General features: G+C 60.7%; 14 protein-coding genes and 1 riboswitch. Of the genes, 5 read left to right on the top strand and 9 right to left on the bottom strand.

Annotated features, from left to right (window positions below):
- The first annotated feature begins 178 nt into the window (after positions 1-178).
- Positions 179-1858 (top strand): MFS transporter, encoded by a 1680-nt coding sequence (locus HUW52_RS15690; RefSeq protein ID WP_116255585.1) that lies wholly within the window; start codon positions 179-181, stop codon positions 1856-1858.
- Positions 1859-1912: 54 nt separating this feature from the next.
- Here the strand turns inward: HUW52_RS15690 and HUW52_RS15685 are convergent, their stop codons facing one another.
- A complete protein-coding gene (locus HUW52_RS15685; protein ID WP_256667827.1) occupies positions 1913-2269 on the bottom strand; it encodes a lysozyme inhibitor LprI family protein in 357 nt (118 codons plus the stop codon).
- Positions 2270-2421: 152 nt separating this feature from the next.
- Here HUW52_RS15685 and HUW52_RS15680 point away from each other — a divergent pair, with 152 nt between their 5' ends.
- A complete protein-coding gene (locus HUW52_RS15680; RefSeq protein ID WP_175554183.1) occupies positions 2422-2640 on the top strand; it encodes a hypothetical protein in 219 nt (72 codons plus the stop codon).
- Between the two features lie 185 nt (positions 2641-2825).
- On the opposite strand, the gene HUW52_RS15675 is transcribed toward HUW52_RS15680, so the two are convergent.
- From HUW52_RS15675 to HUW52_RS15650, 6 genes are all read right to left on the bottom strand, one after another.
- Positions 2826-3221 (bottom strand): DUF1801 domain-containing protein, encoded by a 396-nt coding sequence (locus HUW52_RS15675; RefSeq protein ID WP_175554182.1) that lies wholly within the window; start codon positions 3219-3221, stop codon positions 2826-2828.
- Between the two features lie 69 nt (positions 3222-3290).
- Positions 3291-5318, bottom strand: a complete 2028-nt coding sequence (locus HUW52_RS15670; protein WP_175554181.1) for an LTA synthase family protein — start codon at positions 5316-5318, stop codon at positions 3291-3293.
- A gap of 20 nt (positions 5319-5338) precedes the next feature.
- A complete protein-coding gene (locus tag HUW52_RS15665) occupies positions 5339-5950 on the bottom strand; it encodes a hypothetical protein (RefSeq protein WP_175554180.1) in 612 nt (203 codons plus the stop codon).
- Positions 5947-7242 (bottom strand): exo-alpha-sialidase, encoded by a 1296-nt coding sequence (locus HUW52_RS15660; RefSeq protein WP_175554179.1) that lies wholly within the window; start codon positions 7240-7242, stop codon positions 5947-5949. The genes HUW52_RS15665 and HUW52_RS15660 overlap by 4 nt, the downstream gene beginning before the upstream one ends.
- 50 nt (positions 7243-7292) lie before the next feature.
- A complete protein-coding gene (locus HUW52_RS15655) occupies positions 7293-7838 on the bottom strand; it encodes a cytochrome b/b6 domain-containing protein (RefSeq protein WP_175554178.1) in 546 nt (181 codons plus the stop codon).
- Entirely contained in the window at positions 7838-8104 is a 267-nt protein-coding gene (locus HUW52_RS15650) for a PepSY domain-containing protein (protein WP_007960465.1), read from the bottom strand. Before HUW52_RS15650 ends, HUW52_RS15655 begins: the two co-directional genes overlap by 1 nt.
- Positions 8105-8272: 168 nt before the next feature.
- On the opposite strand from HUW52_RS15650, the gene HUW52_RS15645 reads away from it, so the two are divergent.
- The 3 genes from HUW52_RS15645 to mntP all read left to right on the top strand — a co-directional run bounded on the left by HUW52_RS15645 (position 8273) and on the right by mntP (position 11113).
- Positions 8273-8935 carry a response regulator gene (locus HUW52_RS15645; RefSeq protein ID WP_016984482.1) on the top strand — a complete coding sequence of 221 codons (663 nt, stop codon included), beginning with the start codon at positions 8273-8275 and terminating at the stop codon, positions 8933-8935.
- On the top strand, positions 8932-10305 hold the full coding sequence (locus HUW52_RS15640; protein WP_175554177.1) for an ATP-binding protein: 1374 nt from the start codon (positions 8932-8934) through the stop codon (positions 10303-10305). The genes HUW52_RS15645 and HUW52_RS15640 overlap by 4 nt, the downstream gene beginning before the upstream one ends.
- A 65-nt stretch (positions 10306-10370) precedes the next feature.
- Positions 10371-10543: riboswitch (yybP-ykoY riboswitch) on the top strand.
- 6 nt (positions 10544-10549) lie between these two features.
- Positions 10550-11113: a manganese efflux pump MntP gene (gene mntP / locus HUW52_RS15635; RefSeq protein WP_175554176.1), complete on the top strand. Its 564-nt coding sequence runs from the start codon at positions 10550-10552 to the stop codon at positions 11111-11113.
- 1 nt (position 11114) lies between these two features.
- Here mntP and HUW52_RS15630 read toward each other — a convergent pair whose 3' ends face one another.
- Positions 11115-11831 carry a DUF72 domain-containing protein gene (locus tag HUW52_RS15630; protein ID WP_175554175.1) on the bottom strand — a complete coding sequence of 239 codons (717 nt, stop codon included), beginning with the start codon at positions 11829-11831 and terminating at the stop codon, positions 11115-11117.
- Between the two features lie 140 nt (positions 11832-11971).
- The gene (locus HUW52_RS15625; protein WP_175554174.1) at positions 11972-13759 is read right to left on the bottom strand and encodes a thiamine pyrophosphate-requiring protein; all 1788 of its coding nucleotides are present in this window, start codon (positions 13757-13759) and stop codon (positions 11972-11974) included.
- Positions 13760-14044 lie beyond the last annotated feature (285 nt).

Raw genomic sequence — 14044 nt, 5'->3', positions numbered from 1 at the left:
GGCGGCTGGATATCTGGCAGAAGCTGATTATGCTTCAGGAAAGCTTGCACAAATGCGCGATGGCGACATTGTGCAAGCTTCACGCGACAGCGCTTCCGGCATATGCCACAAGGCCAGAGTGAGACAAGCAGTAACGGGGGACTCCGGCCTAAAACAATAAGCACGACGGAGAACACCCATGGCCACAATCGACACAGCTTCCACCGGCAGTCCACCGCGCAGCGGCGGCATCACCAAGGAAGAGCGCAAGGTCATCTTCGCCTCCTCGCTCGGCACGGTTTTCGAGTGGTACGACTTTTACCTCTACGGCTCACTGGCGGCGATCATCGCCAAGCACTTCTTCGCCGGTGTCAACGAAACCACCGCGTTCATCTTTGCCTTGCTGGCGTTTGCAGCGGGGTTCGCGGTGCGGCCGTTCGGGGCGATCGTGTTCGGCCGGCTCGGCGACATGATCGGGCGCAAACACACGTTCCTCATCACCATTGTCATCATGGGTGTCTCGACGGCGATTGTCGGTCTGTTGCCCGGTTACGCAACCATTGGCGTCGCCGCCCCGGTCATTCTGATTACCCTGCGCTTGTTGCAAGGCCTGGCGCTAGGTGGCGAGTACGGCGGTGCAGCGACTTATGTGGCCGAGCACGCACCACGCAACAGACGCGGCTTCTTCACCTCATGGATTCAAACCACCGCGACCCTCGGCCTGTTTCTGTCGTTGCTGGTGATCCTCGCCTGCCGCACCGCGCTGGGCACTGAAGCCTTCGAGGCGTGGGGCTGGCGGATTCCGTTTCTGCTGTCGATCCTGTTGCTGATCGTCTCGGTGTACATCCGTCTGCAACTGAGCGAGTCGCCGGTGTTCCAGAAGATGAAGGCCGAAGGCAAGGCGTCGAAAGCGCCGCTGACCGAATCCTTCGCCCGTTGGGACAACCTCAAAGTGGTGATCATGTCGCTGCTCGGCGGCACCGCCGGGCAAGCGGTGGTCTGGTACACCGGGCAGTTCTACGCGCTGTTCTTCCTGCTGCAGACGCTGAAGATCGACCCGCAGACCGCTAACTTGCTGATCGCCGGTTCGCTGCTGATCGGCACGCCGTTCTTCGTGATTTTCGGCAGCCTATCCGACCGCATCGGGCGCAAGCCGATCATCATGGTCGGCTGCATGCTGGCGGCGCTGACGTACTTCCCGATCTTCCACGCGCTGACCCAGTACGGCAATCCCGACGTGTTCATCGCTCAGGAGAAGAACCCGGTCAAAGTCATCGCCAACCCTGACCAGTGCTCGTTCCAGTTCGACCCGGTGGGAAAAGCCAAATTCACCAGTTCCTGCGACCTGGCGAAGACCCTGCTGGCAAAACGGGCGATCCCCTATGAGAACGTGATCGCCGAACCTGGCACCGTCGCGCAAGTGCGCATCGGCGACAAAGTCGTCGAGAGTTTCGAAGGCAGTGCGCTGCCGGCCGCCGACTTCAAGACCCGCAACGATGCCTTTACCGCGACCCTCGGCACAGCACTCAAGGAGGCCGGTTATCCGGAGAAAGCCGACCCGGCGAAAACCAACTACCCGATGGTCCTGCTCCTGCTCACCGTGCTGGTGATCTACGTAACCATGGTCTACGGCCCGATCGCGGCGTGGCTGGTCGAGCTGTTCCCGACCCGAATCCGCTACACCTCGATGTCGCTGCCCTATCACATCGGCAACGGCTGGTTCGGTGGTTTCCTGCCGACGGTGGCGTTTGCCATGGTTGCCGCGACCGGGGATATCTATTACGGCTTGTGGTATCCGATCGTGATTGCGGTGATGACGGCGATACTCGGTACGTTCTTCCTGCCGGAAACCAAGGATCGCGACATTCTCAAGGACTGAACCTGAACCTTGCAGGAGCGGTTTACGGCCGCTCCTGCAAGGGCATTGCCGGTATCAGAACGGTCCTTGAGTGACCACGCGGGTGTCGATGATTTGCTGCAGCACTTGAATGCGCTGCTGGTAGATATCCGTCAGGCATGTCACATCAGCGGCGCATTGGCTGCGCTTTTTCAGCCAGGTTTGTTGCTGCCCGATCAACGCATCACGCCCGCCCATTGGCAGAAAGCGCCGGTCGAGTTTGTAAAGCAGTGCCATGCTCACATCCAGGTCGTTGAGCGTGCGATTGGCGCACACGGCTTTCTCATCGGGAGCCTTGGCCTTGTCGCAATCAAAACTGGCGGCGTGGCTGGCCTCGCCGATCATCAGCACAGCCACGCCGAGCAAGGCTGCAAACAGGGTTTTCTGGTGCATGGTGGCAAGCATCCGGGCAAAGGTGGATTGAATCAGCTTGGGCTCGTTTTCCGGCGCAAAGTTTCTGCACCGTTCATTCCACTGAGCCACAGAATTATCGAACGCTTACCGTACCGCCACCTCCAACGTTTACACCACTGGAGGTCAGCACAATGAACAACGATGACAACAAAACCCCGAACGCCCCGCCAACCGATACGTCCGGCAAACCGGTGAATGTGGTCGAGCGCGATCTTGAAGACCGGGACGATGACACTAAAGCTGTGGATGAGGTCATCACGCCCTCGTCCACCCGAGTGAAAGAACAGGACGCCGAGGCGCTGCAACGCAAGGTCGATGAGATCGAACGTAAAGTGGCTGATGGTAATTAGTGGCGTTCAAAGCGATCGCAGCAGTCTGCTGGATCTACCCCCTCACCCCAGCCCTCTCCCCCAAGGGGGCGAGGGGAAAGGGAGCCGATTTGTGTGCTTTTCAAATCCTGAGTTCAACTCGATATTTCACGTCGGCGTAACTCGCATCAACACCCCGGTCAGTCCCCTCTCCCCCTGGGAGAGGGCTAGGGTGAGGGCTTCTTCGCCATATTGAGTTTCACGGCCGCCCGAATCAGCGCAATCAACGCTTTCTCATCAATCCGGTCACCCTCGTGGAAATCAATCGCCCGTCGCGTATTGCCCTCCAGACTGGCATTGAACAACCCCGCCGGATCGTCCAGTGACGCACCCTTGGCAAAGGTCATTTTCACCGCAGCCTTGCACGTCTCGCCGGTGCTGATAATTCCATTGTGCGACCACGTCGGCACACCCCGCCACTTCCATTCCTCAACCACTTCGGGATCAGCCCTATGCACGATCACGCGGATCTGCGCCAGCGTTTCACCGCGCCAGTCCCCCAGCTCGGCGATGCGTTGATCAATCAGAACGGAAGCGGATTCGGTGCCCTCGGCTTTTTTCATCGCAGGATTCTCGACGGACAGGAGACCCACAACTCTAGTCCGCGCCCTTCCCCCTCGCCAATTCAGCCCTCACCGCACATTCCGATACAACATCAACCGCGCACTTTCATGCAGCCCACGCGTCAACTCCACCAACCGCTGAAATTCCTCCGGGTTCTGCTCAGCAACACTGTCCAGCGGCGTCGCAGAACGCAGATCATGCAAGGTCGGCGCGCTGCCGTCGTGTTGCATTTGCAGCAGATGATGCTGGGTCACGCCGCCAATCAACGGGAACGTGCCTTCACGCAACACCAGCGGTACCACGCGTTCGCCTTCCGGCGCCGGCTGCTGAATATCGCGGCCCATCGCGCCGTTGCTGAACGGGATGCCGGCCATGCCTGCCACCGTCGGCAGCAAATCCACCAACCCCACCGCTTCATCGATCACCTTGGGTTTGAGCATGCCCGGCGCATGGATCAGCATCGGCACATGGTTGCTCTCCAGCCCCAATTGTTCGAAGGCCGGCGGCATGTGCGGGATCTGGCTGATGCGGGTGTTGTGGTCGCCGAAGAACACGAAAATCGTGTTGTCGTAGTAGCCGCCGGCCTTGGCCAGCTCCATCAGCTTGCCGATGTTGAAATCCAGCAGGCGTACGGCGTTGTATTGCTCGACGCTGCGTGAGCCGGCGGCTTGCACCTGCGCCAGCGACAGATGACTGATCTGGAAACCGTCATTGTCCTTGGGAATGGTGAACGGCCGGTGGTTGCCCGAGGTTTGCACATATGCGAAGAACGGACGGTCCTTGGGCAGATCGCGCAGGATGCGGTCGCTTTCCTTGAACAGGTCCAGGTCAGAAATGCCCCAGACATCCACCAACGGCGAACGCCAGTCGCTCTCCTGATACAGCTTTACGCCCTCGATGCTTTGCTGGATCAGCGCATTGATATTCGCCCAGCCGGCATTGCCGCCGATCATGTAGAGCTTTTGATAGTCGGTGAACGCGTTGATCAGTGTGTGCTGACGGGTGATCAACGGATGACGGGTAGCGGTTTCCTGACGGGTGACGTCCGGCACTCCGGTGATGCTGGCCCAGACGGTTTTGGCGGTCCCGGTGACCGGCACGTAGAAGTGTCGGAAGAACCAGCTCTCGGTGGCCAGTCGATCGAGGTTCGGCGTCGGGTTCAACGGGTTGCCATAGGCGCCCACCGCGCTGGTCCCCAACGATTCGAGCATGACGAACATCACGTTTGGCGCGCCGGCGACACGATACGGCTGCACGGCTTGCTGTCGCGTGAATGTCAGGGTTTGCGCGTCCGGTTGATTGACACCTAGATAACGTGCAACCGCCGGATAATGCTGGCGCACCTGCGACTCATCGAACTGCGCCTGCCCGGCCTTGAGCGTGTCATAGAGGAACAGCACCGGGTTGAGACCCACGGCGGCAATCTGCGCATTGCCGGAGAAAAACGCGTCGCTCCAGCGCAACGGCACCGGGTTTTCCAGGTTGAGATTTTCGACACGACCGAGCAACGCCAGCAACACGGCGACCAGGCCGAAAACGCTGCCTACGACTAGCGAGGTACGGCGGATGGCGCGAGGTTCCCGCGCCAGTGTCGCCCGTTCCAGGCGCACGAATCCGTAGAACCATACGCCGAGCACCGCCAGCCAGCCGAGGGCAATCCATAGCACTGGATAGCTTTCCCGGACCATTTGCTGCGAGATCTGCGCATCCTCCAGATAACGCAGTACCGTCGCGTTGATGCGCACGCCGAGGTAGGCGTAATGGCCGAAGTCGATGATGTAAATCAGACCGACCACGCCCAGCACCAGCAACCAATAACCCCGCGCCAGGTGGCGCAGCAACGGCAGGCGTGTCAGGTTCCAGCGTGGCAGCCATGCCAGAACGGCCAGCGGCAGCATCAGCAACACGGCCAGACGCAGGTCGAAACGCAGACCGATGCCGAGGGTTTCGCGCAGTTGCGGGTCGTTGGCAAATGCGCTGATGTCGAGACCGGAAAAACCCAGCACGAACACCAGCCGCAGCAGGGCCAACAGTAAAAACACCAAACCTGCCGCGCCGACGCCGTAGCGCAGGCGCCGCGATTGCAACCAACCCATCGTAAACCTCTGTGTGGTGATCAGATTGAAGACGTCGGCACGGCCGAGACCGGCCGCAACAGACGCCAGACTTCGCGCACGCACAGCGCGGCACCGGCCACCAGGCAGTAACCCACCAGCAGCGGATCGATCAAGTAATCCCAATAGTTTTCCGAGGCCTTGAGGCGTAGTGCAAAGGCCAGCGTGCCGAGTGCCAACATCGCCACGCCCAAGCCGTTGCGCAGCCACAACAGGGCCAATGTGCTCAGCCCGATCAGCACAATCATCGGCCGTGGGTTAAAGCCCCAGCGGTACGGATCGACGTAAGTCAGGCCCATCGTTGCCGGATACAGAATCAGCGCCAACACGGTAAACAGCACTAGCACCTGAGCGCGCTTGACCGTTGGTAACGGCTGAACCACGCCCAGGCGTAGCAGACAGACCCAGCCCAGCAACACCAGCGTGGTGATCGCCAGATCATCGGTAAAGCTGCGCACATAGGCCGCCAGCGGCAGATCGTTGACCGGGATAAAACCGGCCAGCGCCAACAGCGGCAACAGCCACGGGCGCCATGGCCGGGTGAAGTGAAATGCACTCAGCAGAACAAAACCGAGCAGGACAAAACTCAAATGGGCTTGCCAAAGAAACATCACAGACGCTCCGCCAGCCAGGCCTCGTTGAAGCTGACATGTTTGATGAAGGTGTTATTCCACGAATACACCAGGTGATAGAGACCGTCCGAACCCCGGCTGAAATACGGGTATTCGTACTCGAAATCACAGCCGCGCGGTTTGCACACGCGGTAGTCGAGATTGCTCAGAAAGCGCTGTTCCAACGGCAGGCGGCGCGCGCCACTGGAGGATCGAAAACCCTCGCCGATAATGGCCTTGTACGCCTCTGGCGAGAACGGCTGACCGAGCGGATCCGGTGACTGATCGAGTTCGATTACACTGCGCCAGTCGTTGAGATTGGCATCGGTGCCGTACAGGCTCAATTTGAAACGCCCGTCGCGCAGGTCGTTGAGCGCGACCAGTAAACCGTCGTCAGCCGTGCCTACCGCTGCCAGCGAGGAGTTGGGGTTGGCCGGCTCCAGCGGATACGGTTCGCTCCAGGTCTGGCCGGCATCGTCGGTGCGGCTGGCCAACACGCGATGATGGGTGTCACCGGCATAACGCAGCATCGCCACGGCGCGGCGGCCATCCAGCGGCACGATGGTCGGCTGCAGCGAGTGCTTGCCGCGGCTGATGCGGAATTTGTCGATCACGGCACCGTCGGCGCTCAGGTACAGGTACTCCGCGAATTTGCCCATGAACTCGTGATACACCGGCAAGCCGATCGAGCCGTCGACATGGAACACCGGCGCCGCGCGTACCAGTGTGCTGATGTTGAAAAACGGCGAGGTGATCAACTGGCGCGGCGTCGACCATTCACGGCCCATGTCGGCAGAGACCATCACGTTGATCGCACTGGTGGCCCAACCGCCTACGGACACCGAGACGTAGAACATCCACAAGCGCCCGTCCGGCGCGAGCGCGATCACCGGGTTACCGAGCTTGCGGATATAGCGCTGGGTGCCGTCGCGGGTTTGCTCGCGGGTCGCCAGCACCTGTTCGGCGCCCCACTCCGCCGTTTTTGCATCAAAGCGCGCGGTGCGGATCTGCACGTCGGCAGCGCCTTCGCGCGAGCCGGCAAACCACACGGCCATCAGGTCCCCGCCAGGCAGCGCGGTGACCGAAGAGGAATGCACAAAATCATCCAGCTGCGAGGAAACGAAACGGCTGCTGTACATCGGCTCCGACGCTTGCAGTGCGCCATCGACCGGCGCTGTCGACAACGCAAAGGGCGCCAGCACATGGGGTGGATGACTGCGCCACGCGGCCAGAAAGATCAGGCACACCGCGAGGCTGCCGAGAATGAACGTCAAGCGAAAGGACAACGCACGCATAAGGGGCTCGCGGCAAGGACAGGAGGGTTAACAATGGGCAGACGTCCTTGTCAGCGCGTCGAATCATTTGGCAATCGGCGACGGCGCCCGGTGAGCATCGACAACGGCAAGTTGTCGCGGACCTGAAAACTTTCAAACACGGCAGCAGCGATGTGAATGCACACCAGCGCAAGCAGACTGTCGGCCGCCGTTTCGTGGACCGACAACGGCCAATCGGCGCCCCACAAGGCATCGACTTCTTCCATCGCCCAGCCACTGAGACCCACGGTGAACAACGTCAGTAACATCAGGATCATCACCAGCGCACCGATCGGCGAGTGGCCGAGGCGATGCTCGGGCCGCCCGGCCATCAGCGACCGTGCATGGGCGAGCAAGCGCGCCGGGGTCGGCCAGAAGTCCGCCCAACGCGCACTGCGCGGCCCGATAAATCCCCACACCGTGCGTACCAGCAACCAGCCCATGGCGTAATAGCCGAGCCAGACATGCCAGTCGTCACCCGCTTCATTGAAGAAATAATTGGCGACGAAGACGCCCGCAATCGACAGATGAAACAGCCGCACCACGGGATCCCACAGGCGCAGGGACGCGCTCGGCATCAGCCCTTGATCTCGGTCTTGACCGCTTTACCGCTGACCGGGTCGTGGTAGATCTCGACCTTGCGCTTGTCCTTGTCGAACCCGTAGATCTCGTAGCAGTTGCCGTCGGTAACCTTGAACTTGCTGATCTCGTAACCCTGGGCTTTCAGTTGTTCCTGAAAGGCCTTCTGGTCTTGCCATTGCGAACGCTCGGCGGTGGTGCATTGCGGGCCGGCGACGGCCAACGGGCTGGCGACGATCAAAGACAACAGCAGCAGTTTGCGCATGGAATCACTCTCGCTGGATGAGAAAGACCTCACTGTGCAAAAGCAAGCTTAGCGAAAGCTTAGTTGGCAACGAACCGTTACATCTTTCCCGTCGGATGGCCTGCCAAGACGCTCGGCGCGGCGGCATGATGCCGACCACCCAACCCGTTCCGCCAACAGAGAACCGCCATGCGCCTGCTTCTGGTCGAAGATGATCGTGCCCTCGGACAAGGCATTCGCGTTGCCCTGAGCAACGAAGGTTATACCCTCGACTGGTTGCAGGACGGGGTCAGTGCCCTGCATGCCCTGCGCAGTGAAAGCTTCGATCTGCTGCTGCTTGACCTCGGCCTGCCACGGCTCGACGGTCTGGCCTTGCTGCAACAACTGCGCAGCGAACAACAGGACTTGCCGGTGCTGATCCTCACCGCCCGCGATGGCACCGCCGAGCGCATCGCCGGCCTCGATGCCGGCGCCGACGACTACCTGATCAAACCGTTCGATGTCGATGAGTTGAAGGCGCGCATCCGCGCGTTGCTGCGGCGCAGTCAGGGCCGCGCGCAACCGGTGCTCGAACATGCCGGCGTGTGCCTCGATCCGCTCAGCCAGCAAGTCACTTGGCTTGGCAATGAGGTGGTGATGACGCCGATGGAGTATCAGTTACTGCATCAACTGATGGCCCGGCCCGGCAAAGTCGTCACCCGCGAGCGCCTGTCCGGCGCACTGTACGGCTGGCAGGAACGGGTCGAGAGCAACACCCTCGAAGTGCTGATTCACAACCTGCGCAAAAAGCTTGCGAGCGAGTTGATCCGCACTGTGCGCGGGGTGGGTTACGTGATGGCGGTCAAACCATGATCTCGATACGTGCGCGAATTCTGGTGCCGGTATTGATCCTGGTATTGATGGGCGATCTGCTGATCAGTTGGCTGGTGCTGCGCGACAGCCATCACGAAATCGAAGAGGTCTACGACGCACAACTGGCGCAAAGCGCACGCCTGCTGCAAGGCGTGCTGGCGCAACGCGCACCGGGCGACAACAACTGGCAGCGGCTGCATCAGGCCTTCGATGAAGCGATGAGCCGGGTCGGTGATGGCGAGGCGGCGCACCCCTACGAAACCCGTTTGACGTTTCAGGTCTGGCGCAGCGATGGGCAATTGCTGATGCGCTCGGCCGAAGCGCCGGAACTCCCGGCGCCGCCGACCACTTTCGGTTCTCACGACCTGATGGAAAACGGCCGTGACTGGTGCGCGTTTCTGCTCAAGGATTCGCAGCAAGGGCTGTTGATCTGGGTCGGTGAACGCGATGACATTCGGCAGGATCTGATCGAGCGAATCGTTGGCCACACGTTATGGCCGAGTGTGATCGGCGTGCCAGTGCTGACGATGCTGATCTGGCTGGCCATCGGCTGGGGCCTGCAACCGTTGCGAGCCATGGCGCAGACCATTCGCGGGCGCAACACTGACACCCTCAAACCGCTGAATCTGCGCCCCCTGCCCCACGACCTCGAACCGATGCAAACCGCGCTCAATCGCCTGTTGCAGCAGATCGACAACCTGCTGGCGCGCGAGCGACGCTTCATCGCCGACGCCGCCCACGAGTTGCGCACGCCGCTGGCGATTCTGCGCATCCATGCGCAAAACGCGCAGCTCGCCAGTACCGCGCAACAGCGAGAGGAGGCGCTGGAGTTTCTGGTCAGTGCGGTGGATCGTGCCACTCGCATCGCCAGCCAGTTGCTGACCATGGCGCGCATTGAGCCGCGCCTGGCCAACCCGGAAAAAAGCCCGGTGGAGCTGACTGCGCTGGTGCGTGAAGAACTCGCCGAACTGGCGCCGCTGGCGCTGGAGAAAGACGTCGACCTGATTCTCGACAGCGACCACCACTGCCCCGTCGACACCGACCCGGTCGCACTCGCCATCGCCTTGCAGAACCTGGTCACCAACGCCTTGAACTTCGCCCCGCCCGGCAGCGAAGTGCGCGTACAGGTCCAACCGCAGGCATCCGGCGCGGTGTACATCAGTGTCGAAGACGCTGGGCCCGGTATCAACGAAGAGGATTACGCACGACTGTTCGAGCGTTTCTACAGCCACGGTCACGCCAATGGCGCCGGACTGGGACTGGCGATTGTGCAAATGATCGTCAGCAAGATCGGCAGCACCTTGCAGCTGTACAACCTGCCCCGGGGCGGCTTGTGCGCAGAACTGCGCATCAACGAGCGGCCGGCGTGACTTGTCAAACCTGATTACCGATGCCGTGGTTTTGACGAAATTTTCATGTTTGCCCACATAAGATCCGCAGCCTCGTTGGGGAGTAGCCTGTTTCCGAGCCTTTCGGAAGCGTTCGTATCAACATTCTCGGCAACATGCCGTGGTGCGAACACCTTTTGGTTGGTGAGACCGACGACACATCCATGCCTAAAGTCGGGCGTGTGGTTGTGTCGTTGACTCATAGCCCGACTGGAAGTGTGCCCCCGTGAATCCTGTTTCCCTCATATTCCTCGCTTTGGCCATGTCCACGGATGCGTTCGCCGCCGCCATCGGCAAAGGCTCCAGCCTGCACAAACCGCGCCTCACCGAAGCCCTGCGCACCGGCCTGATCTTCGGCGTGATCGAAGCCATCACGCCCATCATCGGCTGGCTGATCGGCCAGGCGGCCACCCGCTGGGTCGCCGAATGGGACCACTGGATCGCCTTCACCCTGCTGGTGATTCTCGGCCTGCACATGATCTACAACGGCCTTAAACACGAAGAAGAGGAAGAAGAAAAGCCGGGGTCGCACTCCTTCCTGATTCTTGCCGTCACCGCGTTTGCCACCAGCATTGATGCCCTCGCCGTGGGCGTCGGCCTGGCGTTTGTCGACGTCAATATCTGGGTCGCAGCAGCAGCGATCGGTCTGGCGACCATGACCATGGTGACCCTTGGCGTGATGCTCGGCCGAGTGCTCGGCGCGGTCGTCGGCAAGCGTGCGGAAATCGTCGGCGGCGTGGTGCTGATGATTGTCGGTGCGACGATTCTGTATGAGCACCTGGCGGTCTGATTCAACCGCAGGTCAGCGTCGCCAGCGTCAAGGCGTTGCCGAGCGCTGCGCCGCTGGCGGTGTTGTCGAAAATGCACCAGGTCGTGGCCCCCGCTGCGGCCGCTGATTGCAGGGCTTGTGCAAGGTTTTGCAGATAAGTGGAATCGTAGGCGCTGTGGTAAATGCGCGGTGAGCCGTGCAGTCGCCAGTATTTCGTTTCTGTCCAGCCGATCGGCGCAGCATCGGTGCTGATGCGTGAGGGATCGACTGCCGCTTGGGCAATCTGATGCGTCATCAGCATTGGCTCGGCACTGACCCACGATTCATGTCTTGGCTCAAGCACCACAGAACCGGAAAACCGCTGACGCAATGTCGTGAAAAAGGCTTCGGCGACGCTTTCGTCGAACGCCAGTGACGGCGGCAACTGCACCAGCAAACAGCCCAGGCGCTCACCCAGACCTGCGCACTCGGCGAGGAATTTATCCAGCGCTCGTTCACAACCCACCAAGCGCAATTCATGGCTGATGTGTTTGGGCATTTTCACCGAAAAGCGGAAGGCTTCCGGCACGCCATCCGCCCAGCGTTCATAGGTTTGCCGACGATGCGGACGGTAGAACGAGCTGTTGATTTCCACGCCGTTGAGACGCCCGGCGTAGCGCTGCAAGTTCGTGCCATCTGCCGGAAATGCCGGCCAGTGTTCGCGCCCTAGACTCCAGCCTGCACAACCCACGAAAATCATCAGTGCACCTTCCGCTCATTGATCGTTCCCAAGCGCAGCAAAGGAATGCCTCTAGGGACGCTCTGCGTCCAGTGACGCAGAGCGTCACGGGCTGCGTTCCTTTGCTGCGCGCGGGAACGATCAACCTGTGCGTTAACCGGTTATTTTTTGCCGGGCAATACCGCGCCGAGCACCTGCTTCGCGGTTTGCATGATCACCCCGCCTTCATCCGGGTCACCCTTGAGCAAGGTCGTGGCGAATTTCTTCGCCTGCTCAAGCTTGATGTGCGGCGGCAACGGCGGCACGTTCGGGTCGGTCTTGAACTCGATCAGCACCGGCACCTCCGAGGCCAGCGCCTGTTCCCAGGCAGCGGCGACGTCTTCTTCGCGATCAACGAAAATACCCTTCAGGCCAATGGAAATGGCGAACAAGTGATAAGGCACATCGGGAATGCTTTGCGAAGCTTCGAACTTCGGATCGCCCTCCATCACCCGCTGCTCCCACGTCACCTGATTGAGGTCCTCGTTGTTGAACACCGCGCAGATCCATTTCGGGCTCGCCCACTGGCGCCAGTACTTGGCGACGGTAATCAGTTCGGCCATGTTGTTCATCTGCATCGCACCGTCGCCCACCAGTGCGATCACTGCACGCTCGGGGTGAGCAAATTTGGCGGCAATCGCGTAAGGCACAGCGGCGCCCATGGACGCGAGTCCACCGGACAACGAGCACTGCATGCCACGGCGGATTTTCAGGTCACGAGCAAACCAGTTGGCGCAGGAGCCGGAGTCGCTGGTGATGATTGCGTTATCGGGCAGGCGCGGCGACAACTCGTACACCACCCTTTGCGGGTTGACCGGATCGGCTTTGGCCATCGCGCGTTTTTCAAGGGTTTTCTCCCAGCTACCGCGCCAGCCTTCGACTTTCTTGCGCCACTTGTTTGAGGTTTTCTGCTCCAGCAGTGGCAACAGCGCCGCGAGGGTTTCTGCCGAATCACCGACCAGATTGACCTCCATCGGATAGCGCAGGCTGAGCATGTCGGGCTGCAAATCGATTTGCACGCCACGGGCCTGACCTTCTTTTGGCAGAAACTCCGAGTACGGGAAACCCGAACCGATCATCAGCAAGGTGTCGCATTCGCTCATCAATTTGTAGCTCGGCTCGGTGCCGAGCAGGCCGATGCTGCCGGTGACCCAAGGCAGATCGTCCGGCAACACGGCTTTGCCCAACAGGGCCTTGGCGACGCCGGCGCCGAGTTTTTCGGCCACCGCGATGACTTGATCCGTCGCCTGCAATGCCCCCGCTCCGACCAGAATGGCAACCTTCTCGCCGGCATTCAAAACCTCGGCGGCCCGCTGCAGATCCACGTCATAAGGCAGCACTCTGGGTTTCGTGTAACCGACCCCGGAATGCGCGGTGCCATGTTCGCGAGCCGGTGCTTCGTATTTCAGCTCCTGCAGATCGTTGGGCAGGATCAGCGCGGTTACCCTGCGCTCGCCCACTGCGGTGCGCACGGCTCGATCGAGCAGGTGCCGCACCTGCGAAGGCGCCGAGGCCTGTTGCACAAATGCCCCGGCGACGTCCTTGAACATCGATACCAGATCAAGCTCTTGCTGGTAGTGACTGCCCAGCGCCGTGCGCGCCTGCTGACCGACAATGGCCAGCACCGGCATGTGATCCATGCGCGCATCGTAGAGGCCGGTGATCAGGTGCGAAGCGCCGGGGCCAGACGTGGCGATGCACACCCCCAATTCCCCCGTGAACTTGGCATGCGCCGAGGCCATGAACGCAGCCATTTCTTCATGGCGCGCCTGGACGAATTCGATCTTGCCCTTGGCCCGACTGAGCGCGCCGAACACGCCGTTGATGCCGTCGCCCGGATAACCAAAAATCCGCGTGACGCCCCATTGGCTGAGCCGCTCAACCAGAAAGTCTCCTACAGTCATCGTCATCTCGATCCTCGTCTTTCTCCGCTGCATGGAGCTGTCCCGGCAGAACATCTGCCGGAAGGTGTAAGGGTCTGGACAGTTGGGTGGTTGGCGAAGTTTCGATTGATTGCTCGACGAGTTTTTCTGAGGCAAGTGCGCGTTGTGGCTGTCCACCCTTTAGCCGTTGAATAAGCGGCGCGGCCATTCGCGAGCAGGCTCGCTCCCACAAGGGGATTGCGGTCTGAATGTGGGAGCGAGCCTGCTCGCGACGGCGCCGGAACAGTCAATACGCCAGAACAGGAGAACAGC

The organism is Pseudomonas sp. 43A, from assembly GCF_013363935.1.
Lineage (GTDB): Bacteria > Pseudomonadota > Gammaproteobacteria > Pseudomonadales > Pseudomonadaceae > Aquipseudomonas > Aquipseudomonas crudilactis.
This window is presented reverse-complemented; position numbering and strand designations above follow the sequence as displayed.

What these genes read in the sequence shown, in the direction of transcription:
- HUW52_RS15640 (WP_175554177.1), top strand. Translation starts at nt 8,932, where the DNA reads ATGATCTCGATACGTGCGCGAATTCTGGTGCCGGTATTGATCCTGGTA.
- HUW52_RS15670 (WP_175554181.1), bottom strand. Translation starts at nt 5,318, where the DNA reads ATGGGTTGGTTGCAATCGCGGCGCCTGCGCTACGGCGTCGGCGCGGCA.
- HUW52_RS15680 (WP_175554183.1), top strand. Translation starts at nt 2,422, where the DNA reads ATGAACAACGATGACAACAAAACCCCGAACGCCCCGCCAACCGATACG.
- HUW52_RS15660 (WP_175554179.1), bottom strand. Translation starts at nt 7,242, where the DNA reads ATGCGTGCGTTGTCCTTTCGCTTGACGTTCATTCTCGGCAGCCTCGCG.
- HUW52_RS15685 (WP_256667827.1), bottom strand. Translation starts at nt 2,269, where the DNA reads ATGCACCAGAAAACCCTGTTTGCAGCCTTGCTCGGCGTGGCTGTGCTG.
- HUW52_RS15690 (WP_116255585.1), top strand. Translation starts at nt 179, where the DNA reads ATGGCCACAATCGACACAGCTTCCACCGGCAGTCCACCGCGCAGCGGC.
- HUW52_RS15655 (WP_175554178.1), bottom strand. Translation starts at nt 7,838, where the DNA reads ATGCCGAGCGCGTCCCTGCGCCTGTGGGATCCCGTGGTGCGGCTGTTT.
- HUW52_RS15630 (WP_175554175.1), bottom strand. Translation starts at nt 11,831, where the DNA reads ATGATTTTCGTGGGTTGTGCAGGCTGGAGTCTAGGGCGCGAACACTGG.
- HUW52_RS15675 (WP_175554182.1), bottom strand. Translation starts at nt 3,221, where the DNA reads ATGAAAAAAGCCGAGGGCACCGAATCCGCTTCCGTTCTGATTGATCAA.
- HUW52_RS15650 (WP_007960465.1), bottom strand. Translation starts at nt 8,104, where the DNA reads ATGCGCAAACTGCTGCTGTTGTCTTTGATCGTCGCCAGCCCGTTGGCC.
- HUW52_RS15625 (WP_175554174.1), bottom strand. Translation starts at nt 13,759, where the DNA reads ATGACGATGACTGTAGGAGACTTTCTGGTTGAGCGGCTCAGCCAATGG.
- HUW52_RS15645 (WP_016984482.1), top strand. Translation starts at nt 8,273, where the DNA reads ATGCGCCTGCTTCTGGTCGAAGATGATCGTGCCCTCGGACAAGGCATT.